The sequence below is a fragment of the Noviherbaspirillum sp. ST9 genome (assembly GCF_048799745.1).
Taxonomy (GTDB): domain Bacteria; phylum Pseudomonadota; class Gammaproteobacteria; order Burkholderiales; family Burkholderiaceae_D; genus Noviherbaspirillum.
Map to the genome: position 1 here is coordinate 216,376 of NZ_JBLWFR010000009.1, position 20,738 is coordinate 237,113.

At 60.0% G+C, this 20,738-nt stretch carries 17 protein-coding genes and 1 tRNA gene; 14 read left to right on the forward strand and 4 right to left on the reverse strand.

Going from position 1 to position 20,738, the window contains the following annotated elements; all coding sequences use genetic code 11:
- Positions 1-84 precede the first annotated feature (84 nt).
- The 6 genes from ACNOHI_RS21085 to ACNOHI_RS21110 all read left to right on the forward strand — a co-directional run bounded on the left by ACNOHI_RS21085 (position 85) and on the right by ACNOHI_RS21110 (position 6,808).
- The gene (locus ACNOHI_RS21085; protein WP_420476674.1) at positions 85-1,470 is read left to right on the forward strand and encodes a UDP-glucose dehydrogenase family protein; all 1,386 of its coding nucleotides are present in this window, start codon (positions 85-87) and stop codon (positions 1,468-1,470) included.
- Between the two features lie 32 nt (positions 1,471-1,502).
- The gene (locus ACNOHI_RS21090) at positions 1,503-2,675 is read left to right on the forward strand and encodes a glycosyltransferase family 4 protein (RefSeq protein ID WP_420476675.1); all 1,173 of its coding nucleotides are present in this window, start codon (positions 1,503-1,505) and stop codon (positions 2,673-2,675) included.
- Positions 2,676-2,763: 88 nt separating this feature from the next.
- A complete protein-coding gene (gene rfbB / locus ACNOHI_RS21095) occupies positions 2,764-3,822 on the forward strand; it encodes a dTDP-glucose 4,6-dehydratase (protein ID WP_420476676.1) in 1,059 nt (352 codons plus the stop codon).
- 42 nt (positions 3,823-3,864) lie between these two features.
- Positions 3,865-4,755, forward strand: a complete 891-nt coding sequence (gene rfbA, locus ACNOHI_RS21100) for a glucose-1-phosphate thymidylyltransferase RfbA (protein WP_420476677.1) — start codon at positions 3,865-3,867, stop codon at positions 4,753-4,755.
- Between the two features lie 61 nt (positions 4,756-4,816).
- Positions 4,817-5,605: a WbqC family protein gene (locus tag ACNOHI_RS21105; RefSeq protein ID WP_420476678.1), complete on the forward strand. Its 789-nt coding sequence runs from the start codon at positions 4,817-4,819 to the stop codon at positions 5,603-5,605.
- Positions 5,606-6,808 (forward strand): hypothetical protein, encoded by a 1,203-nt coding sequence (locus ACNOHI_RS21110; RefSeq protein WP_420476679.1) that lies wholly within the window; start codon positions 5,606-5,608, stop codon positions 6,806-6,808. It abuts the gene before it with no gap.
- Between the two features lie 91 nt (positions 6,809-6,899).
- Here the strand turns inward: ACNOHI_RS21110 and ACNOHI_RS21115 are convergent, their stop codons facing one another.
- The 4 genes from ACNOHI_RS21115 to ACNOHI_RS21130 form a co-directional block, all read right to left on the reverse strand.
- Positions 6,900-8,249 (reverse strand): hypothetical protein, encoded by a 1,350-nt coding sequence (locus ACNOHI_RS21115; RefSeq protein WP_420476680.1) that lies wholly within the window; start codon positions 8,247-8,249, stop codon positions 6,900-6,902.
- A 92-nt stretch (positions 8,250-8,341) separates the two neighbouring features.
- Positions 8,342-9,355 (reverse strand): hypothetical protein, encoded by a 1,014-nt coding sequence (locus ACNOHI_RS21120; RefSeq protein WP_420476681.1) that lies wholly within the window; start codon positions 9,353-9,355, stop codon positions 8,342-8,344.
- Positions 9,356-10,209: 854 nt separating this feature from the next.
- The gene (gene tatA, locus ACNOHI_RS21125; protein ID WP_420476682.1) at positions 10,210-10,407 is read right to left on the reverse strand and encodes a Sec-independent protein translocase subunit TatA; all 198 of its coding nucleotides are present in this window, start codon (positions 10,405-10,407) and stop codon (positions 10,210-10,212) included.
- A 182-nt stretch (positions 10,408-10,589) separates the two neighbouring features.
- Positions 10,590-11,162, reverse strand: a complete 573-nt coding sequence (locus tag ACNOHI_RS21130; RefSeq protein WP_420476683.1) for an NUDIX hydrolase — start codon at positions 11,160-11,162, stop codon at positions 10,590-10,592.
- 153 nt (positions 11,163-11,315) lie between these two features.
- On the opposite strand from ACNOHI_RS21130, the gene ACNOHI_RS21135 reads away from it, so the two are divergent.
- From ACNOHI_RS21135 to truB, 8 genes are all read left to right on the forward strand, one after another.
- A tRNA-Met gene (locus ACNOHI_RS21135) sits at positions 11,316-11,392 on the forward strand.
- A gap of 157 nt (positions 11,393-11,549) precedes the next feature.
- Positions 11,550-12,491, forward strand: a complete 942-nt coding sequence (scpB, locus tag ACNOHI_RS21140; protein WP_420476684.1) for an SMC-Scp complex subunit ScpB — start codon at positions 11,550-11,552, stop codon at positions 12,489-12,491.
- On the forward strand, positions 12,469-14,028 hold the full coding sequence (gene rluB / locus ACNOHI_RS21145) for a 23S rRNA pseudouridine(2605) synthase RluB (protein ID WP_420476718.1): 1,560 nt from the start codon (positions 12,469-12,471) through the stop codon (positions 14,026-14,028). The genes scpB and rluB overlap by 23 nt, the downstream gene beginning before the upstream one ends.
- Positions 14,029-14,292: 264 nt before the next feature.
- Complete coding sequence (gene rimP, locus ACNOHI_RS21150) at positions 14,293-14,778, forward strand: ribosome maturation factor RimP (RefSeq protein WP_420476685.1); 486 nt, start codon at positions 14,293-14,295, stop codon at positions 14,776-14,778.
- Entirely contained in the window at positions 14,775-16,334 is a 1,560-nt protein-coding gene (nusA, locus tag ACNOHI_RS21155) for a transcription termination factor NusA (protein WP_420476686.1), read from the forward strand. The genes rimP and nusA overlap by 4 nt, the downstream gene beginning before the upstream one ends.
- A gap of 50 nt (positions 16,335-16,384) precedes the next feature.
- A complete protein-coding gene (gene infB / locus ACNOHI_RS21160) occupies positions 16,385-19,210 on the forward strand; it encodes a translation initiation factor IF-2 (RefSeq protein ID WP_420476687.1) in 2,826 nt (941 codons plus the stop codon).
- Positions 19,211-19,290: 80 nt separating this feature from the next.
- A complete protein-coding gene (gene rbfA, locus ACNOHI_RS21165; protein WP_420476688.1) occupies positions 19,291-19,677 on the forward strand; it encodes a 30S ribosome-binding factor RbfA in 387 nt (128 codons plus the stop codon).
- A gap of 40 nt (positions 19,678-19,717) precedes the next feature.
- Entirely contained in the window at positions 19,718-20,656 is a 939-nt protein-coding gene (gene truB / locus ACNOHI_RS21170; protein WP_420476689.1) for a tRNA pseudouridine(55) synthase TruB, read from the forward strand.
- Positions 20,657-20,738: the final 82 nt, after the last annotated feature.

Genomic DNA, 20,738 nt, shown 5'->3' on the forward strand with positions numbered 1-20,738 from the left:
CCCGCGAGCACATCCGAGCAACGTACGCCTCTTGCCTGGCACTGTCCGGCAAGCCGTCGCTTTACCTACAAACAGGAAGCTAATATGAACATCACGATTATCGGCACTGGTTATGTTGGCCTGGTTACGGGTGCGTGTCTGGCGGAGTTCGGGAATCACGTGTTTTGCCTGGACGTCGACCAGCGCAAGATCGACATCCTGAACAGCGGGGAAATACCGATCCACGAGCCGGGGCTCGACGAAATGGTTGCCCGAAACCGGGAGGCGGGCCGCCTGACTTTCTCTACTGATGTCGCTGCAAGCGTGCAGCACGGCGAGATTCAGTTCATTGCGGTGGGGACGCCGCCCGACGAGGATGGATCGGCGGACTTGCAGTATGTGTTGGCTGCGGCGCGGAACATCGGCAAGCATATGACCAGTTTCAAGGTTGTCGTCGACAAATCCACTGTCCCTGTAGGAAGCGCAGACAAGGTACGTCACGAGATTCAATCCCAGCTGTCTGCACGGCATTCGCTGCTCAAGTTCTCCGTCGTGTCCAATCCCGAGTTTCTCAAGGAGGGCGCGGCGATCGAGGACTTCGTCCGGCCGGACCGGATCGTGATCGGATGCGAGGATTCGCGTGAAGGCGATCAGGCGCGGGAATTGATGCGCAAGCTATATGCCCCGTTCAATCGGAATCACGACCGCACGTTGTGGATGGACGTCAGGTCCGCGGAATTCACCAAATACGCCGCGAATGCAATGCTCGCGACGCGCATCTCGTTCATGAACGAACTTGCGGGCCTGGCGGAAACGGTCGGCGCCGACATCGAGGCGGTGCGGCGCGGCGTCGGCTCCGACCCGCGCATCGGTTACAGCTTTCTCTACGCCGGATGCGGCTATGGCGGCTCCTGCTTTCCGAAGGATGTGCGGGCGCTGGAGCGCGCTGCGCGCGAATACGACCAGGAACTCCTGATCCTGCGCGCCGTGGAGGCCGTGAACAACAAGCAAAAGCGCATCCTCGGCAAGAAGATCGTCGCGCGCTTTGGCGAGAACCTCTCGCGCAGGCACTTCGCCGTGTGGGGGCTGGCATTCAAGCCGAACACCGATGACATGCGGGAGGCCACCTCCCGGCTGCTGCTACATGAACTCGTGCAACGCGGAGCGACGGTTGCCGTCTACGACCCGGCCGCGATGGAAGAGGCCAAGCGGACGCTGGCACAGGACTTCCTGGATTCACCCGAGGCGCTCTCGCGGGTACGGTTCTGCGACAGCCCGGAAGAAACGCTGGACGGTGCCGACGCGCTTGCGATCGTCACAGAGTGGAAGACATTCCGCAGCCCCGACTTTGACCAGATCCGCTCCAAACTCCGCAATCCGGTGATTTTTGACGGACGCAACCTGTTTGAACCGGACGTGATGGCTGAGGCGGGATTCGAATACCACGGCATTGGCCGCCCGATGCCAGGCAGCCAAGGCGCGGCGCTCTAGACATTCCGTGAACCCAGGAAGGATGCTCGACAATGAATCCGAAAATCGTCATTTCATCGAATACCGCATGGAACATCCATAACTTTCGTGCGGGACTCGTCAGGGCGCTGGTGGGGCACGGTTACGAAGTCATTGCGGTGGCACCGGACGACGAATATTCCGAGCGGGTGCGTGCCCTCGGTTGCCGCTTCGTCGGTCTTCCGATGGATAACCACGGCACCCACCCGGGCAGGGACCTTGCCCTGCTCATGCGCTACGTGCAACTCTTGCGCAGCGAGCGTCCCTGCGTCTACCTGGGGTACACGGTCAAACCCAATGTCTATGGATCGATGGCCGCGCACCTGCTCCGCATTCCGGTGATCAACAACATCGCGGGACTCGGCGCGGCCTTTGTCGAGAACAGCCTCCTGACCCGGATTGTGAAGGGGCTCTATAAATGCGGATTGTATTGGTCGGACCGCGTGTTCTTCCAGAACAGCGATGACCAGGAGCTCTTCCTGAAGACCGGCCTGGCGCGGCCGGGCAGGACCGACAGGTTGCCGGGCTCAGGGATCGACCTTGCGCGCTACAACCCGCAGCCGCAGCGATCCGGCGCCAATGCGTTCACCTTTCTCCTGGTGGCGCGGATGCTCTGGTACAAGGGCATCGGCGAGTATGCACAGGCAGCGCGTGCCGTACGAGAACGTTTTCCGAACGCGCGGTTCCAGCTGCTCGGCTTTGTCGACGAACACAATCCGAACGGCGTGTCGCGGGCCGAAATCGAATCGTGGCAGCGGGACGGCCTGATCGACTACCTGGGTAATACGGATGACGTCGCCTCCTATCTCGCCGGCGCCGACTGCGTCGTCCTGCCCTCCTTTTATCGCGAGGGCGTCCCGCGAACGCTGCTCGAGGCCGCGGCGATGGCGAAGCCCATTATTACGACCGACACGATCGGATGCAGAGATGTGGTCAGCCACGGATTGAACGGATTGCTGTGCAAGGTAAGGGATTCGGACGATCTCGCCGAGAAGATGATGCAGATGGTCGACATGACGACCGAGACGCGCGAGGCAATGGGATGGGCGGGGCGCCGAAAAATGGAAAGCGAGTTCGACGAAGACATCGTGATCAGGAAGTACCTCGACGTCATTCGCGAAATTCTCACCGTCGACGTCCGCATGGGGAAACGCACTGCCGCTGTGCTCGCCGGCCGGGACAAGTAGCGGCCGGCGCGGCGCGCGTCCGATGTCCTCCACCGGCTGCGGGAGATCGGAATGTCGGGACAGCTGGATAACTTGAGGGGGCGTGGCAATGATTCTCGTTACAGGCGGCGCAGGTTTTATCGGTGGGAATTTCATTCTTGAATGGCTGGCGGAAAACGGCGAGGCGGTGGTCAACCTGGACAAGCTGACCTACGCGGGAAATCCGGACACACTGTCGACGCTGACCGGTGATCCGCGCTATGTCTTCGTGCGCGGTGACATTGGCGACCGGACGCTGGTTTCAGCCTTGCTCTCAAAGCACAGACCGCGTGCGGTGATCAACTTCGCCGCCGAGTCGCATGTTGATCGCTCGATCCATGGTCCTCGGGAATTCATCCAGACCAATGTCGTCGGCGCCTGCAATCTTCTTGAGGCGGTGCGCGGCTACGTCGACACGCTTTCGCCCGAGGGGCGCGCAGGCTTCCGGTTCCTGCATGTATCAACCGATGAGGTCTTTGGCAGCCTCAAGGAAAGCGACCCGCCATTCTCGGAGAGCACGCCTTACCGGCCAAGCAGCCCGTACAGTGCCAGCAAGGCCGCAAGCGACCACTTGATGCGGGCATGGCACGTCACTTACGGCCTGCCGATCCTCACCATCAATTGCAGCAACAACTATGGTCCCTATCAGTATCCGGAGAAGCTGATTCCGCTCTGCATCCTGAATGCACTCGCCTCCAAGGTGCTGCCCGTGTATGGCGACGGCCTGCAGCGGCGCGACTGGCTCTATGTGCGGGATCATTGCCGGGCAGTGGCGGCCGTCCTTGCGCAAGGCATTCCGGGGGAGACGTACAACGTGGGCGGATCGAGCGAGAAAACGAACCTGGAAGTCGTCCACGGCGTCTGCGATATTCTCGATCGTCTCCGCCCACGCGAGGACGGCGTCTCCTACGCAGCGCAAATCACATTCGTTGTCGACCGCCCCGGCCATGATCGCAGGTATGCGATCGATGCCGCCAGGATACGGCGTGAAATCGGCTGGCGCCCCAAAGAAACGTTTGAATCCGGCCTGCTCAAGACCGTCGAGTGGTACCTCGCCAACGAAGAATGGACCAAGAAGGCAACCAGCGGCGCGTACCGCAACTGGGTGCAGATGCATTACGGCACATAGCCCAGGCGGACTGACTTATTCATCCTGAATGAAGGACATCCTATGACCAGCAACCAATCCGTTCAACGCAAAGGGATCGTACTCGCGGGAGGTTCAGGCACCCGACTGCATCCCGTCACGCGCTCGGTGTCCAAGCAACTGATGCCGGTGTATGACAAGCCGATGATCTACTATCCCTTGACGACGCTGATGCTGTCCGGTATCCGGGACATTCTCGTGATCTCCACGCCCGAAGATACGCCGCGTTTCCAGGAGCTGCTCTCGGACGGGCGCCAGTGGGGCATCAACATCCAGTACGCCGTCCAGCCAAGGCCGGAAGGCCTGGCACAGGCATTTGTCATCGGTCGCAAGTTCATCGACAACAGACCGAGCGCCCTTGTGCTGGGCGATAACATCTTCTATGGAAACGACCTCGTCAACAAGCTCCTGCAGTCGAACGAGAATGCCGCCGGCGCCAGGATCTTCGCGTGCCACGTCCACGATCCGGAACGTTACGGGGTGGTCGCCTTCGATGAAAATTTCCGCGCCATCTCCATTGAAGAAAAACCGCGCAACCCGACGTCAAACTACGCGGTCACGGGCCTGTACTTCTACGATAACCAGGTATGCGACCTCGCCGCCGATATCAGGCCCTCGGCGCGCGGGGAGCTCGAAATCACGACGATCAACAAGTGCTACCTCGAGATGGGCATGCTGAATGTCGAGATCCTCGGACGCGGGATCGCCTGGCTCGATACCGGGACGCACGATTCACTGCTGGAAGCTGCGCAGTTCATCGCGATCCTGCAGAAGCGCCAGGGGCTGATGGTCGCCTGCCCGGAGGAGATTGCCTACCGCAAGAAATGGATCGATGCGGAGCATATCGAAAAGCTTGCCACTCCCTTGAGCAAGAACGGATATGGCCAATACCTGCTCAACATGATCCAGAAATAAGGGAACGGCGCATGCCGCGGTTCTTTCAAACAGTGCGTTGTCAGTGTTCGGAGTAAAGCATATGGCGAAAAAAATCGGAATGATGCAACCCTATCTCTTTCCGTATCTCGGATACTTCCAGCTCATTGCCGCAGTGGACGAGTTCGTGCTGGGCGATGACCTGCAGTACGTGAAAGAAGCGTGGATCAACAGGAACCGGATCCTTGTCAACGGAAAGCCGAAACTCATCACCTTTCCCCTTCGCAAGGGAAGCCACCTGGACAAGATAAACGAACGGGTGCTCTGCGACGAATTTCCCTACGAGGCGGAAAAGATCCTTCGCGTCATCAGTGCCGCCTACGGCAAGGCCCCACAGTACGACACCGCGATCGCACTTATTGCGGACATCCTGCGACACCCTGACAGGAATCTCGCCAGATATGCCGAAAACGCCACCCGGCGCATCTGCGATTATCTCGGAATACGGACGCCCATCCATATTGCATCGGACTTGAAGATCATCGACGTGATCGACAAGCAGGACAGGGTCATCCGGACCGCACGGAAAATCGGCGGGGAAACGTATATCAATTTCATCGGCGGCGTCCGGCTGTATGACCCCGATCGTTTCCGGGAGGCCGGACTCACGCTCAAATTCCACAGGATCGATGACATCGTCTATCGCCAGTTCGATGACGAATTCGTGCCGCTGCTCTCCATTATTGACGTGATGATGTTCAATAGTGTTGCGGAGATAAGGGAGATGCTTCCACGGTTTTCACTGATTGACGCTGCGGACCTGGCCGAAGCGAAGGAGGCCGGCGCCAAGGCGTTTTACGACGCATGTGCGCTGGCCCAGGCCGAGGGCTAGATGCGGCAGCGTCGCCGTACGATCGTGTTCGCCGGCAGCCTCGCGCTGCTGCAATGCGCCGGCATGTCCTACGCGAGCAGGACGGAGAAGAAGCGCCGTTCGCTCAGTCTTGCCGATTTCGGTGGCGTTCCCGGCGCGAACGCCCGCGCAATCGCGGCGGCGTTCGGCGCGGCCTTCGAGGAACTGAAGGAGGAAGGGGGCGGCAAGCTGGTGATTCCCGAAGGCGTGTACGACCTCGGCAGTCTGTCCAACGGTGTGGCGATCGAAGTGGCACAACTGCGGAATGTCCTCATCGCCGGCCATGGCGCGCAACTGACGATGGAAACGGCAGCGGAGGGGGCGGGAAACAACTTCACGCCGGCCTTCTTCCGTTTCGTCAATCCGGAACGGGTAACCGTCGCCGGCCTGGCATTCAAGGGATACGGTTCAAACCTCGCATTCAGGAAGAGCGGTGGAAGACAGGGCGCGGTCTGCATCGACGTCTTCGCGTCGCGGCCGTGCGAGGGCTTCAAGACGGTCGATTGTGTGGCCGACGATGTCGTGACCTTTCTTCGCTCGGACAACCGTTCCAATCCCTACCAGATGTCCGGATTCGATATCCATGCCACGGTCAGGAATTCCTATTACGGGATCCAGATGCTGAGGAACGGACGTTATTCGCGCTGCAGGCTGACGACCTTGAATGTGCGGCGGGCCTTCATCTCGCACGCGACAAGGGACTGGGACATCGGCGTGGCCGCACGCCGAACGCAAGGCCCGGGGAGCAACGCCCATGTCGTCCTTGACACTTTCCCCGACGGACCGGTGCTTGACTGCACCATCTCCGTAAGCGCGAGCGGCGACCTGGACGGCTACGATTGCCTGGGCAGCATCTGCCATCAGGGGCCGGACGGGAGTTATTCGTTCGCGCGCAATGTGCGCTTCACGATAGCGATTGAAAACTCCAGCAGCGCACCGCGCTCCGGATTCATTGCCTTCACAGCGGAGCCGGAATCGGGAATTCCGCCCGGCATCCGCTCGACCACGGCAGGCGCCTGGGAAAACATTTCCATCAAAGGCACCGTCCCGAGCTCGTACAAGGGACGCGTGGTAGCCAACCCTTCCGTGTCCAGCGCACGGACAAATTCCATCTATATTGCTGCAAACCTTTCGCGATTCCTGGACGCTGATTCCTTGCCGCCCTATTTTCGCGTGATGAAGTAAAAAGGCCTCCACGCGCACGTGAAGGCCATTCGGACAGCTCAAGAAGAACAGGGGCAGGTGGAAGCCCGCCCCTGTTTCTATGTCTTCCGGGTTACGCGGTGCACTGCGTAATGACGCGGAAGTAGCTCGGCAGCGCGCTCATGTTCTGGAGCGCGGCCAGCTTCGACCCGACGTAGATCGAGTTCGTCGACGCGCTGGACACCGACGGATTGGCGACGATGCGGCCGCTGTACGTACCGACGACCTGGCCGCTGACCTGGATGTTCTCGTAGGCGCTGACCGTCGTCGAACGGATGCCGCCGCCTGCTTCCGGCTCGGCCGTGAACGAGACGAAGCCGGTCGTTGCCGCGCTCGTGGCATTCTCGATCAGGATGTTGAACTTCACGTTCTTTGCGACCGAATAGGTGCCGTCCGCGCCCTGGTGGCAGATGCTGCCCAGGGAGACATAACCGTCCAGGTCACCGCTTGCCTTGATGGTGATATTGCAATCCTGGACCGGCCAGCTCGGGAAGGCGTCGAGAACGACGTGGGCATTGCTGCCGATGCCGGCGGTACGGTTGGTCGTGACGTTCACCGTCCAGTCGCGTGCGGATTGCGACAGGAACGCGCGGCGCACGTTCAGTGCCGTCAGCGTGCACTTCGAATAACGGCCGTTCCGGAGCATCTGCACGCCGTAGTAGGAATTCCTGACGGTGCCATGGATGTCGAAACCGGTGATCTGGTAAGGATTGGAACGATTGTCCGAGCGGACAAAGGTCACGACGTCGTCCGCCACGCAGTCGACCGTCTTGAAGCCGGCGCAAGGCGTGTTGGCAAACGTGTTCAGGCAGATTGCACCCCAACGTCCGCCGCTGGAGCGGAAGAGAATGTCCGAACCGAAGTCCTTGAACGCCAGACCGGCCACGGTCACGTTCTTGGGGTTATTGAAGTTCAGGAACACCGGCGTGTTGTTCGTGGTGCTCGTGCTGCTTGTCCCCGTCGTCATCGTCAGCTGGGCGCCGTAGGCCGAGATCAGCACGTTCTGCAGGCTGTCGACACTGATGACCGACACGTTGGAATGCGTGCCGAGGTTATACACGCCGGCATTGATCTTCAGCGTTCCGCCGCCGATGTTCTTCAGGCGGGTAAATGCCTGGTTGAAGGCGCTGATGATGGAAGAAGCGCTGGCACCGGGCACGCCGCCGTAGTCCGCCAGGTTGACGATGTTTGCGGGAATCGGTGCCGGCGTGGTGACGGTGCCGACGGTGGTTTCCGCCAGCAGGCTTCCTTGTGCCGAAGTCGGCACAGCATTGCCGGCAGCGGTGGAAGCGGACCCTTCCAGTTCTTCGCCGCCGCCTCCGCCGCCACATGCCTGCAGCAGGCCGGTTGCGCTGAGGGCCAGGCCGCCGAGCAGCAACTGACGACGACGATTATCGATTCCGTTGTTTTTAGGGTTACGCATAAAAATCTCTCTCTTTATTCAATAAGTTGAAGTGGGCAAGTAAAGGCGGTGCGTTATTTCGCGCGCCTTTACCCGCGCGGTCATTCACTGGTTCAGCATGCGGAAGTGGTGGGTGCCGGAGCGGGTGCAGGTGCCGGAGCGGGTGCCGGAGCAGGTGCCGGGGCAGGTGCCGGAGCAGGTGCCGGAGCAGGTGCCGGAGCAGGTGCCGGAGCAGGTGCCGGAGCAGGTGCCGGGGCAGGTGCCGGAGCAGGCGCCGGGGCAGGTGCCGGAGCAGGCGCCGGAGCAACGACCAGAACCTGGGTCAGCGCCGCCGAAGTGTTTTCCGGCGGAGTGGTATTGGTTACGACGTTGATTCCGGCGGGGTTTCCGAGGTCGGTACGCGCAATCGTGACATTCGCGGCACCGCTGCCGATGGTGTAGGTCACGTTCTTGACAAACGTCCAGGCCCAGTTAGTGCCGCCCGTGCCGGAGTAGCGATAGAGTCTGCCGTTCTCGACGAGATAGCCGGCGCCAATCGTACCGATGCGGTATCCGGTCGTTGCATTCCGGTCGGCGTCGAGGAATACGCGCACCCAGGTCGGCGTGCCGGAGAACGGGATCTTGTAGTAGACGTTCGTTGCATCGCTGGTGGCGGTGGGCGGCGCAACGGTGAAGGTTTGCGTGATCTTCGCCGACGTAAGGGCCGGAGAAGTGGTCTGGGTCATCAGGTCCAGGCCAGCAGGCGCACCGAGGTCCGCACGTGCGACCGTCACGTTGGCCATCGTGCTGCCCAGCGTGTACGGGACGCGCTTCACGAAGGACCACGACCAGTGCGTGCCGCCGCTTCCGGAATAGCGATAGAGACTGCCGTTCTCGATCAGGTAGCCCGCGCCGACGGTGCCAAAGCGATAGCCGGTCGTCGCGTTGCGGTCTGCGTCGATAAACACGCGAACCCACTGCGGGGTGCTCGAATAGGGAATCTTGTAGTAGACGTTGGTGGCATCGTACGTCGCCTGCGTGTTCGCCGTTTGTGCCATCGCGCCAGGGGCGAGGCAAACGCCGGCTGCCAGCATGGCGGCATAGACGCTGCGGTGCAGAGCCGTCGGGTGGTTAGTGAAGAGATGCATTTGGTGAGGCCTTTCTAAGAAATTCGGGCGCAACAATCCCTACGCCCCGTCGCGGAGGCGGAAGAAAGTCAGCGATAGCTACGAAAAGTCAGGGGGGAGAAGCGGGGCTCTCTCTACCTGCCGAGTGGTCTGGTTGGCGGGTGGTGGTGCAAATCCTGCCTGTGTCCGCCGCGGTCAAAGAAAACAATCGAGGAAAGCGTCGCGCTATCAGGCAGCGCTTGGGCGTTCAGTCGCATCTGATTCGAGTCGCTCAGCGCACAAGGCGCCATGCGCCTTGGTACTGCGTTCGTGAACAACCGGTTGTGAAATCTGTTCATATCCAATCTCGCTGCGAAGTCGTCGCAGTGCCTGCACGGCCGCCTCTACGATTCTTGAGGCAAGGCTTCGCCCAACCCGGCTGCAGTCCGCAGCCGGATGACCGTATCGATGAAGCTTCCTGATTTTGTTACCGGCAGTGCCTTTTTGTGCCTAACCGGAAATGTGAAAAAATCGCAATTTAAAACGAAGTTAAAAGAAGTTGCTGCGTTTTAACTGTTGTTTCCGAGCGGAATATTACGCCCGGAAAATTTGTTCCGCAAGGAAATCTGCTAGGAAATACGGGTTTTTATTTTTTCGTTTTTCGGGAACTTCTCGTCACAATGTTAGTTCCGTTATTCCTGACTGTTGGTCGCAAAATGGAGTAAGAATTTGTATCTTCGGCGATCTTCGTGCTGCTTTTGCCGGCGTCAAGACGCTGGTTTGGTGATTGGACTGCCAAAGAAATGGGTGGCCGAACTTCGCCGGAGCGTTACTGCAAGTATGAAGAGGCGGGCGGGGCTCCCTCTTGCGGATGGGTCTGCAAGAGGGAGGGGGTGTTACTGAACTTTTGCGCTGTCGTCAGTGATTGATTGGGTGGACGCAACGGGTTGCGGATCGTCACCCTTCAGTCCGGATTTGAACTCCCTTACTGCATTTCCAAGATCGGCGCCGGCGCTGCCCAGTTTCTTGGTTCCGAATACGAGCATGACGACGACCATGACGATCAGCCAATGCCAAACACTAAATGAGCCCATTGCTTTCTCCTGAGGACGGGGTGTGTCCGAAATGTTGAGTGACCTGCATTACCTGTCCATCGGTTTGCTTGCAGGGGAGGGGTGGCGGCGGCATGCGCGACGTGCGCAAAGGTGTGCCACTGCCACTTGCTTCAACGCTTTAGTCCTTGACTCAGGGAAATAGTTTCTGTGCGGTGGCCTTTTCAGTCCTGCCGCATTGGCTTTCGCAGATCGCGGGTGTGGAAGCCATATGTTCCACCTTCGCTCTTGATTCTCGCGAGATCGGCGAAGAAGTACTTCAATGTCTTGCTCACTGTGGGAAAGGCGATGTCATCCCACGGAATTTCAGACTCCGAGAACAGTTCGACTTCGAGGCTTTCCGTTCCTGCCTGGTAGTCAAGGTCAAGCAGCGTCGCCAGATAGAACAAATGCACCTGGTGCACGTGGGGGACATTGAGCAGCGTAAAAAGCGACCGCAACTCCACGCGCGCGCCGGCTTCTTCGAAGGTTTCGCGCAGTGCAGCCTCGGACGTGGTTTCATTGTTTTCCATGAAACCGGCGGGCAACGTCCAGTACCCGTACCGGGGCTCAATGGCGCGCTTGCACAGCAGGATGCGGATTTCGCCATCGCGTTCCCAAACGGGAATGGACCCGATCACCATCTTCGGATTTTGATAATGGATAGTCCCGCATTGACTGCACACGTATCGCGGCCGATTGTCGTCCGGCGGGACGAGGAGGGAAACCGGGTGTGCGCATTCTGAGCAGAATTTCATGGGCGGGGCATCTGGTGGTTGCGGGTGGATGCGGCGATGACGCGTGCTGTGTATTCGTTATGAAAGCGTTCATGGAAAGTGTATCACCTCCAGGGAACATGCAGATTGCATTTGCGTTACTTGCTGGCCCACGTTATAATTGACGTTTCCAGACGCGGGGTGGAGCAGTCTGGCAGCTCGTCGGGCTCATAACCCGAAGGTCGCAGGTTCAAATCCTGCCCCCGCAACCAAGTCTTTAGTCTTATCAATTCCCGCCTAAATCAAACCTCCAATAAATCAGGCGTCGGAAAAAAGCATCAACAGGTTCTCTGATCAGGCTGGCATCCAGAATGTCTGCCGTTGACGATGGCTTCTGCACATTGCTAGTAGAAAACAAGACGCAAAAAAATGAACACTGCTGAGGCGAAAAAAGTCCTCGAAACCGCGTTGCTTTGCGCCCACGAGCCACTGTCGATCAACGACATGAAGAAGCTCTACGCGGAAAACGGCGAAGCCGATGAAGAAGTCGGTGCCGACACGATCAAGTCGATGCTGGAAGAGTTGCGCAACGATTGGGCCGACAAGGGCATCGAGATCGTGAGCCTGTCGACAGGATGGCGTTTCCAGAGCAGGCCGGAAATGAAGAAGTACCTTGAGCGCCTCAATCCGGAAAAGCCGCCCAAGTATACGCGTGCAACGCTCGAGACCCTCGCCATCATTGCTTATCGCCAGCCGGTCACCCGCGGCGACATTGAAGAAATCCGTGGCGTCACCGTCAACTCGCAGACGATCAAGATGCTCGAAGACCGCGGCTGGATCGAGGCGATCGGTCACCGTGATGTGCCGGGCCGCCCCGCCTTGTTCGCCACGACGAAGCAATTTCTCGACGATCTCGGTCTGACCTCGTTAGAGCAGTTGCCTCCGCTGCAGGATGTATCGAAAGACGGGCCGCAGGGCGGCATGCTGCCGGAGTTGCAGGCGCTGGAAGGAGAGATGCAGGCCAATCTGGACCAGGCTGCAATTGATTTTGCGGCAGCAGAGCATTCCTTGGCGGTGCAACAGGAGCTGGTCATCGATGCGCAGGAAGCGTCCGCGACGGACGGCATGGCAGCGGAAACGCATGCGGAAGACGTTGCAGTGGCCTCCGAGAGTAACAATTTTGTAGAAACCACGCAGAACGCCGGCGCCGAATCCGGGTCTGAACCGAACACCGGGCCCGAAGAACCCGTTTCCACCGACGCTGAGCTGGCCAATGCCGACAATGCCGCCCCCGCGGATGACGAGCAGGAAAACGCGGGCCCCAGCCAGCATAATCAAGAATCCGATGATGAATCTGCCCAACCACAATGATTCCGAGGTGGTCATAACCACTGACTCCACGAGCCGCGCTGCATCTGGAGACGACCAGACGCCAGCTCATGGTGAAACATCCGCGGGCCAGGACCAGTCCGAGCAAGGCAAGAAAAAGCCGGCCAAGCGCGGTGTGCGCGGTCCTCGCAGCCTGCGCCGCACGCGTGCCCCGCGTGAAGAGAGTGGCGATGATGCGGCAAAAGTGACTGCTGCGCCCGTGGAGGGGATGGATGCCCAGCCGGCAGGCGAGGCCGCGGCGGTATCGGAAAAGGGGCAGCGCGGCAATGCGCGCAAGCGCGACGATCGCCAGAATGGCAAGCCGGCGCAGAAAGGGCGCGGCAAACCGGCTGGCGGGGCGTCGAAGCAAAAAACCGGGGCAAAACCCAATAACGCCGACGACGTCTTCTCGTTTGTCACCTCCGACGCCTATGACGCCTCTGGTGATGATGATGGACGACGTAACGGACGCCAGGGGCAGCAGAAGGCTGTTCGCCGCGACCTGACTGCGGACGACGATGCGCCGAAGCTGCACAAGGTGCTCGCCGACGCCGGTCTTGGTTCGCGCCGCGACATGGAAGAACTCATCATCGCTGGCCGCGTGTCTGTCAATGGCGAGCCTGCCCATATCGGCCAACGTATTCTCCCCACGGACCAGGTGCGTATTAACGGCAAACTGATCCAGCGCAAAATCTCCAAGCGTCCACCGCGCGTACTCGTCTATCACAAACCTGCCGGCGAAATCGTCAGTCACAGTGATCCCGACGGCCGTCCGTCCGTATTTGACCGCCTGCCGACCATGAAGGCTGGCAAATGGCTGGCCGTCGGCCGGCTGGATTTCAATACCGAAGGCCTGCTGTTATTCACGACGTCAGGAGACCTCGCCAATCGCCTGATGCATCCGCGTTACGGTATCGAGCGCGAGTACGCAGTCCGGACGCTAGGCGAGCTCGAAGAGGGCATGCGCCAGAAGCTCTTGAGCGGTGTCGAACTTGAGGACGGTGTCGCGCAGTTCTCGAAGATCGCGGATGGCGGAGGTGAGGGCGTCAATCGCTGGTATCGCGTCACCATCGGTGAGGGACGTAATCGCGAAGTGCGTCGCATGTTTGAGTCCGTGGGCCTGACAGTCTCGCGACTCATCCGCACCCGTTACGGCGCCTTGACCCTGCCGAGCAACTTGAAGCGCGGCCGCTGGGAAGAGCTCGACGAGCACGCGGTGCGAGACCTGATGGCGATGAGCGGGCTGGAAAAGCCCGCCGCTCAGCAGGCGAAGGGGCGCGGTGAGCGGCAAGGCGGTGATCGCAATGGCAACGTGTTTGAAAAATCGCCGCAAGGCCAGAAGCGCGGCCAGGGACAGGCACGTGTCAACAATGGCGCGCGTGGTCAGGGTCAGGGGCAAGGCCAGCAACGCGGGCGACAGCCGGATCCGCTGCAAACGGCACTCGGATTTCCTGACGTTGGCCAAGCCCGTCGGGGCGGTGGCCAAATGCGGGGTGGGATGGGAATGCAAGGAATGGCGCGCAGGCGTACCCGCGGTTAAATTCGGGCGTTTCTACGAAAAATTTCCTTTGGGAAGAATTTCGCCCCCCGGTTTCGCCGCTGGGGGCCGCGTTTCCATTGCGGTGCGCCAAATAATTGTTTATAATTAGTGAGTTAACAAAGATTGGTCCGCGGCCGGGGAGCATTCAGGAATATCTGGATCGGCGCGGGAGCGACAAAAAAGAGATGGGCAGATGCCCATTTTTTTTTTCTTGAACGCTTTGTGCGCAAGCACGGCCAGCCTGGACCGTTACGGAGAATAGTTTTGCGGTTGCTGGATCTGATTGAAAAAACCGTTGTAGGCATGGGTTACGAGCTTGTCGATTTCGAGCAGGCAGCCCATGGCTTGCTGCGCGTGTACATCGACTTCCCGCCGGAGGATGCCGACAAGGGAAGCATCACGGTGGAAGACTGCGAGAAAGTCAGCCACCAGCTGTCGCATGTGCTCACTGTGGAAAACGCGAATTACGAGCGCCTCGAGATTTCGTCGCCCGGCCTTGATCGCCCGCTGAAGAAGCACTCGGACTACGTTCGTTTTGCAGGCCTGGAGGCAGTGGTAAAGCTGCGCATGCCGATGCCGGGCGCAGCCAACCGCAAGTCCTTCCAGGGCATACTGCGTGCGCCGGAAGGCGAGACGCTCAAGTTGGAATTTGAAGGAAAAGATGGGCCGGCGATGCTGGATTTTACGCTCGCCGATGTGGACAAGGCACGCCTGGTGCCGAAAGTGGACTTTAGGAGTCGCAAAGCATGAGTCGCGAAGTATTGTTGTTGGTCGATGCGCTGGCACGAGAAAAAAACGTCGATAAAGAAATCGTCTTCGGAGCGCTCGAGCACGCGCTCGCGCAAGCAACCAAGAAACGCTACGAGGGTGAGGTGGACATTCGCGTGTCCATCGACCGCGAGTCCGGCGAGTTCGAATCCTTCCGCCGCTGGCATGTGGTGCCGGACGAAGCCGGCCTGCAGCTGCCCGACCAGGAAGTGCTGCTGTTCGAAGCGAAAGAGCAGATTGCCGACATCGAAGTCGACGACTACATCGAAGAGCCGATCGAGTCCGTCGAGTTCGGTCGCCGCTTCGCGCAGGATACCAAGCAGGTCGTCCTGCAGCGCATCCGCGACGCCGAGCGCGAGCAGATCCTCGCCGACTTCCTGGCCCGCGGCGATGCACTCGTCACCGGTACCATCAAGCGCATGGAGCGCGGCGATGCGATCGTCGAATCCGGCAAGATCGAAGCCCGCCTGCCGCGCGACCAGATGATCCCGAAGGAAAACCTGCGTATCGGTGACCGCGTCCGCGCATTCATCCTGCGCATTGATCGCAATGCCCGCGGCCCGCAGGTGATCCTGTCGCGCACCGCGCCGGAATTCATCATGAAGCTGTTCGAGCTCGAAGTGCCCGAGATCGAGCAGGGTCTGCTGGAGATCAAATCCGCCGCGCGCGACCCGGGCGTGCGCGCAAAGATCGCTGTCTTCACCAACGACAAGCGCATCGACCCGATCGGCACCTGCGTCGGCATGCGCGGCTCGCGCGTACAGGCAGTGACCGCGGAACTTGGCGGCGAGCGCGTGGACATCGTACTGTGGTCGGAAGACCCGGCGCAGTTCGTCATCGGTGCACTGGCGCCGGCAAATGTGACTTCCATCGTCGTGGACGAAGAAAAGCATGCGATGGACGTCGTGGTGGATGAGGAAAACCTCGCCATCGCCATCGGCCGCGGCGGCCAGAACGTGCGCCTCGCATCCGAACTGACCGGCTGGCAGATCAACATCATGACGGCGGAAGAATCCGCTGACAAATCCGCCGCGGAAAGCGCCGCCATCCGCGCGCTGTTCATGGAAAAACTGGATGTGGACGAGGAAGTTGCCGCTATCCTGGTTGATGAGGGTTTCTCCAGCCTGGAAGAAATTGCCTACGTGCCGATCACCGAAATGCTCGACATCGAAGCATTCGACGAGGAAACCGTCAACGAGCTGCGCAATCGCGCACGTGACGCGCTGGTAACCGAAGCGATTGCATCCGAGGAAGGGCTGGAAGGCATGGACGACGCCTTGGTCAATCTCGACGGCATCGACCGCATTACCGCAGGCAAACTCGGCCTTGCAGGCGTCAAGACGCTGGATGCGTTTGCCAACATGGCCTACGACGAATTCGGTTCGATCCTGGCATTGCCGATCGAACGTGCGCGTCAACTGATCGAAAACGAATTTGAAGATGTGACCGATGATGAAATGCGGCTCATCGACGCCAAGTACGACGACCGGGCACGGGCGTTGCAAGCGAAAGCGCGAGAACTGGTCGAGGCGAAGTAAGCCGGACTGCCCCAACATCATCTGCCATGCCACATAGAAAAGAGGACTGAATGGCGAGTACCAACGTAGCCCAATTTGCCACCGAACTGAAAATGCCTGCGGACTTGCTGCTGACGCAATTGCGCGCTGCGGGCGTTGAGAAGAGTTCGGCGTCCGACCCGTTGTCGAAAGAAGACAAGGACAAGCTGTTGAACCACCTGCGCCGCTCCCACGGTGCTTCGCCGGAGGGCGAGAAGCGCAAGATCACGCTGACCCGCAAGGAAACCACCGAGATCAAGCAGGCGGATGCGACCGGCAAGTCCCGCACCATTCAAGTGGAAGTGCGCAAGAAGCGCACGTTCATCAAACGCGATGAGCCGCAGGCTGAAGAAGTCGCGCCGGCCAAGGCACCGGCCGCTCCCGTCATCGACGAGGCAGAAGTCGCCCGCCGTGCGGAGGAAGCACGCCGTCAGGCCGAGCTGATCGCCCGCCAGGAAGCGGAACTGCGTGAAAAGCAGGAACGTCTCGCCAAGCTGGAAGCGGAAAAGGAAGCACAGGCCAAGGCAATGCGCGAAGCGGCCGAGGAGGCCGAGCGCCGCGAAGCTGCCAATGCAGCCGCCGCGAAAGCCGAGCAGAGCCGCAAGGAAATGACCGCCGCCGAAGAGGCCAAGCGGGCCGCCGACGAAGAGGCGCGCAAGAAGGCGGCGGAGCAGGAAGCCAAGGACGCCGCCGAACGTGCCGCAGCAACCGAGCGTGCCCGCAAGGCAGTTGCCGACGAAGTCGCCCAGATCAAGGCGATGATGAACGCACCGCGCAAGGTAATGAAGGCTCCCGAGCCGACACCCGCGCCCGTCGCGAAGGCAGCTGAAGGCACCCTGCACAAGCCGGCGGACAAGAAAGTCGCTGAAAAGAAAGATGACAAGAAGCCTGCGGTCGGCGACAAGAAGTCGATCAAGTCGGCAAACGTCTCCTCCACGTGGCAGGACGATGCGGCCAAGAAGCGCGGCGGCATCAAGACGCGTGGCAATGGCGCAGCTTCGCCGGGTGGCCGCGACGGTTGGCGCAGCGGGCCCAAGGGCCGCCGCTCGCACGGTCACGACGATCAACGCGAATCCAACTTCCAGGTGCCGACCGAAGCCGTCGTCAAGGAAGTGCACGTGCCTGAAACCATCACCGTAGCCGAACTGGCGCACAAGATGGCGGTTAAGGCATCCGAAGTCATCAAGCACATGATGAAGCTGGGCCAGATGGTCACCATCAACCAGGTGCTTGACCAGGAAACGGCCATGATCCTCGTTGAGGAACTGGGCCACAAGGCATTCGCCGCAAAGCTCGACGATCCGGAAGCATTGCTGGAAGAAGCGGGCACGCATGCTGACGCCGAACTCCTGCCGCGCGCCCCGGTGGTGACCGTCATGGGTCACGTCGACCATGGCAAGACCTCGCTGCTTGACTATATCCGCCGCGCCAAAGTGGCGGCTGGTGAAGCGGGCGGCATTACGCAGCATATTGGTGCCTACCATGTCGAAACGCCGCGTGGAATCATCACGTTCCTCGACACCCCGGGTCACGAGGCATTTACTGCCATGCGTGCCCGAGGTGCCAAGGCAACCGACCTTGTTATCCTCGTTGTCGCCGCCGATGACGGCGTGATGCCGCAGACCAAGGAAGCGATTGCCCACGCAAAGGCGGCTGGCGTGCCGATCGTCGTGGCAATCAACAAGATCGATAAACAGGGTGCGAATACCGACCGCGTCACGCAGGAACTGATTGCGGAAAGCGTGGTGCCTGAAGCGTATGGCGGCGATGCGCCGTTCTGCCCGGTATCGGCAAAGACCGGCCAAGGCATTGATGAACTGCTGGAAAATGTACTGCTGCAAGCGGAAGTGCTGGAGCTGAAGGCCCCGGTCGATGCGCATGCCAAGGGTCTCGTGATCGAAGCCAAGCTCGACAAGGGCCGCGGCCCTGTAGCAACGGTGCTGGTTCAAGCCGGTACGCTCAAGCGTGGCGACGTCGTCCTCGCCGGTTCGGCATATGGCCGCGTGCGCGCCATGCTGGACGAGAACGGCAAGAACGTTTCGGAAGCAGGACCGTCCATTCCGGTGGAAATCCAAGGCCTCACCGAAGTGCCGGGTGCCGGCGAGGAAGTGATGGTCATGGCGGACGAGCGCAAGGCACGTGAAATCGCCTTGTTCCGCCAAGGCAAGTTCCGCGATGTGAAGTTGGCCAAGCAACAGGCTGCCAAGCTGGAGAACATGTTCGAGCAGATGGCCGAGGGTGAGGTGAAAAACCTGCCATTGATCGTCAAAGCCGATGTGCAGGGCTCGCAGGAAGCGCTGGTCCACTCCATGCAGAAACTGTCGACCGACGAGGTGCGTGTACAGGTTGTGCATGCGGCAGTGGGCGGCATCAGTGAATCCGACGTGAACCTGGCGGTGGCTTCGAAGGCAGTCATCATCGGCTTCAACACACGTGCGGACGCGTCGGCGCGCAAGCTGGCCGAAGCCAGCGGCATCGACATTCGCTACTACAACATCATTTATGATGCGGTGGATGAGATCAAGGCTGCGATGTCCGGCATGCTGGCGCCCGAGAAGCGCGAAGCGACGCTCGGCCTGGTGGAAATTCGCCAGGTGTTCCACGTCAGCAAGATCGGTTCGATCGCTGGTTGCTATGTGCTTGAGGGGCTCGTCAAGCGTGGCGCATCGGTCCGCCTCCTGCGCGACAACGTGGTCGTCTGGACGGGCGAACTCGATTCGCTCAAGCGCTTCAAGGATGACGTGAAGGAAGTGAAGTCCGGCTTCGAGTGCGGTCTGTCGCTGAAGAACTTCAACGACATCAAGGAAGGCGACCAGCTCGAGGTCTTCGAAATCCAGGAGGTTGCTCGTACCTTGTAATACCGGCTTAGTCTTGCCGGTTGCGACGCCCGGATATCGCCTTGCGGCATCCGGGCTTCGACATTTAAGGGCGCATCATCATGGCTAAACACAGCAAATCCATTCCCGGCCGCGGCGTACGCGTGGCCGACCAGATCCAACGCGACCTGGCCGAAATCATCGCTTACGAACTGAAGGATCCGCGCGTCGGCATGATCACGATCACCGAAGTGCAGCTCACTCCGGACTATGCGCATGCGAAGGTGTTTTTCACCACGCTCGTGGACAATGACGAGGCGATGCAGAACACGCTGTCCGGGCTCCGCAAAGCCGCTGGTTTCATCCGTGGCCAGCTCGGTCGGCGGCTGACGATCCACACCATTCCTGAACTCCACTTCGTTCACGACGTTTCCACTGCCCGCGGCATGGAACTGTCGAAGCTGATCGACGAAGCCAACGCAACACGTGCCAAGGACGCCGAAGGCTGATGCCTTTCGGCGCCCGGCGGCGCAATTTCCGAATCGCACCATGGCGCAACAACCGCCCAAGAAACCACGCGTGCCTGTCGATGGTGTTTTGCTGCTCGACAAGGCTGCCGGTTCTTCCAGCAATGACGTTCTGATCAAGGCGAAACGCCTCCTCAATGCGCAGAAAGCCGGTCATACAGGCACGCTTGATCCGTTCGCGACCGGCTTGCTGCCGCTCTGCTTTGGCGAGGCAACCAAGTTTTCGCAGGATCTGCTGGAGGCGGACAAGACCTATGAAGCGATCGTGCACCTTGGGGTGACGACCAATACCGGCGATACCGAAGGCGAGGTGTTGCAGCGGCTCGAGGTCAATGTAACGCGTGAACAGATCGACGCAGTGGTCGTGAATTTCCGCGGCGAGATCGATCAGGTGCCGCCGATGTATTCCGCGCTCAAGCGCGACGGCAAACCGCTGTACGAGTATGCGCGCGCAGGCGTGGTGCTTGAGCGTGACGCGCGGCGCGTCGTTATTCACGCGCTGGACGTGCTCGACTACCAGACACCGTACTTGCGCTTGCGTGTGACGTGCAGCAAGGGTACGTATATTCGCGTCCTCGGGGAGGATATTGGCACAGCCCTTGGCTGCGGGGCACATCTGCAGGCTTTGCGGCGAACGCAGGTTGGCGCGCTGACACTTGACCATGCCGTCACGCTGGATGCGCTTGCCGGCATGCCGGAGGCAGAGCGCATACCGATGCTTTCTCCTGTCGATACCTTGCTGTCCACGTTTCCACGGGTCAGCCTACCGGACGGACTTGCCAAACGATTCATGCACGGCCAGCGCATCGCGCTCGGCAAGGAAGGCTTGCCATATCCGCCATATCAGGGGCGCGCACGGGTCTATGACGCCGGGAGCGAGCGCTTGCTCGGCACTGCCAATCTCATGGAATACGGCATACTCGCGCCTGAACGCTTGATTGCCGAACGCGAAAAGGCCTGATTTTTACACTGTCCTGCGCGCAACTCATTGAAATTCCAGCGATTTCAGTAGTTCTTGCGTCGCAGCATGCTATACTAGTCGG

Coding starts and splice junctions, on each gene's coding strand:
- rfbB (WP_420476676.1), top strand. CDS start 2,764: ATGATTCTCGTTACAGGCGGCGCAGGTTTTATCGGTGGGAATTTCATT.
- ACNOHI_RS21120 (WP_420476681.1), bottom strand. CDS start 9,355: ATGCATCTCTTCACTAACCACCCGACGGCTCTGCACCGCAGCGTCTAT.
- infB (WP_420476687.1), top strand. CDS start 16,385: ATGGCGAGTACCAACGTAGCCCAATTTGCCACCGAACTGAAAATGCCT.
- tatA (WP_420476682.1), bottom strand. CDS start 10,407: ATGGGCTCATTTAGTGTTTGGCATTGGCTGATCGTCATGGTCGTCGTC.
- ACNOHI_RS21105 (WP_420476678.1), top strand. CDS start 4,817: ATGGCGAAAAAAATCGGAATGATGCAACCCTATCTCTTTCCGTATCTC.
- rfbA (WP_420476677.1), top strand. CDS start 3,865: ATGACCAGCAACCAATCCGTTCAACGCAAAGGGATCGTACTCGCGGGA.
- nusA (WP_420476686.1), top strand. CDS start 14,775: ATGAGTCGCGAAGTATTGTTGTTGGTCGATGCGCTGGCACGAGAAAAA.
- rbfA (WP_420476688.1), top strand. CDS start 19,291: ATGGCTAAACACAGCAAATCCATTCCCGGCCGCGGCGTACGCGTGGCC.
- ACNOHI_RS21090 (WP_420476675.1), top strand. CDS start 1,503: ATGAATCCGAAAATCGTCATTTCATCGAATACCGCATGGAACATCCAT.
- ACNOHI_RS21110 (WP_420476679.1), top strand. CDS start 5,606: ATGCGGCAGCGTCGCCGTACGATCGTGTTCGCCGGCAGCCTCGCGCTG.
- truB (WP_420476689.1), top strand. CDS start 19,718: ATGGCGCAACAACCGCCCAAGAAACCACGCGTGCCTGTCGATGGTGTT.
- ACNOHI_RS21115 (WP_420476680.1), bottom strand. CDS start 8,249: ATGCGTAACCCTAAAAACAACGGAATCGATAATCGTCGTCGTCAGTTG.
- ACNOHI_RS21085 (WP_420476674.1), top strand. CDS start 85: ATGAACATCACGATTATCGGCACTGGTTATGTTGGCCTGGTTACGGGT.
- ACNOHI_RS21130 (WP_420476683.1), bottom strand. CDS start 11,162: ATGAAATTCTGCTCAGAATGCGCACACCCGGTTTCCCTCCTCGTCCCG.
- scpB (WP_420476684.1), top strand. CDS start 11,550: ATGAACACTGCTGAGGCGAAAAAAGTCCTCGAAACCGCGTTGCTTTGC.
- rluB (WP_420476718.1), top strand. CDS start 12,469: ATGAATCTGCCCAACCACAATGATTCCGAGGTGGTCATAACCACTGAC.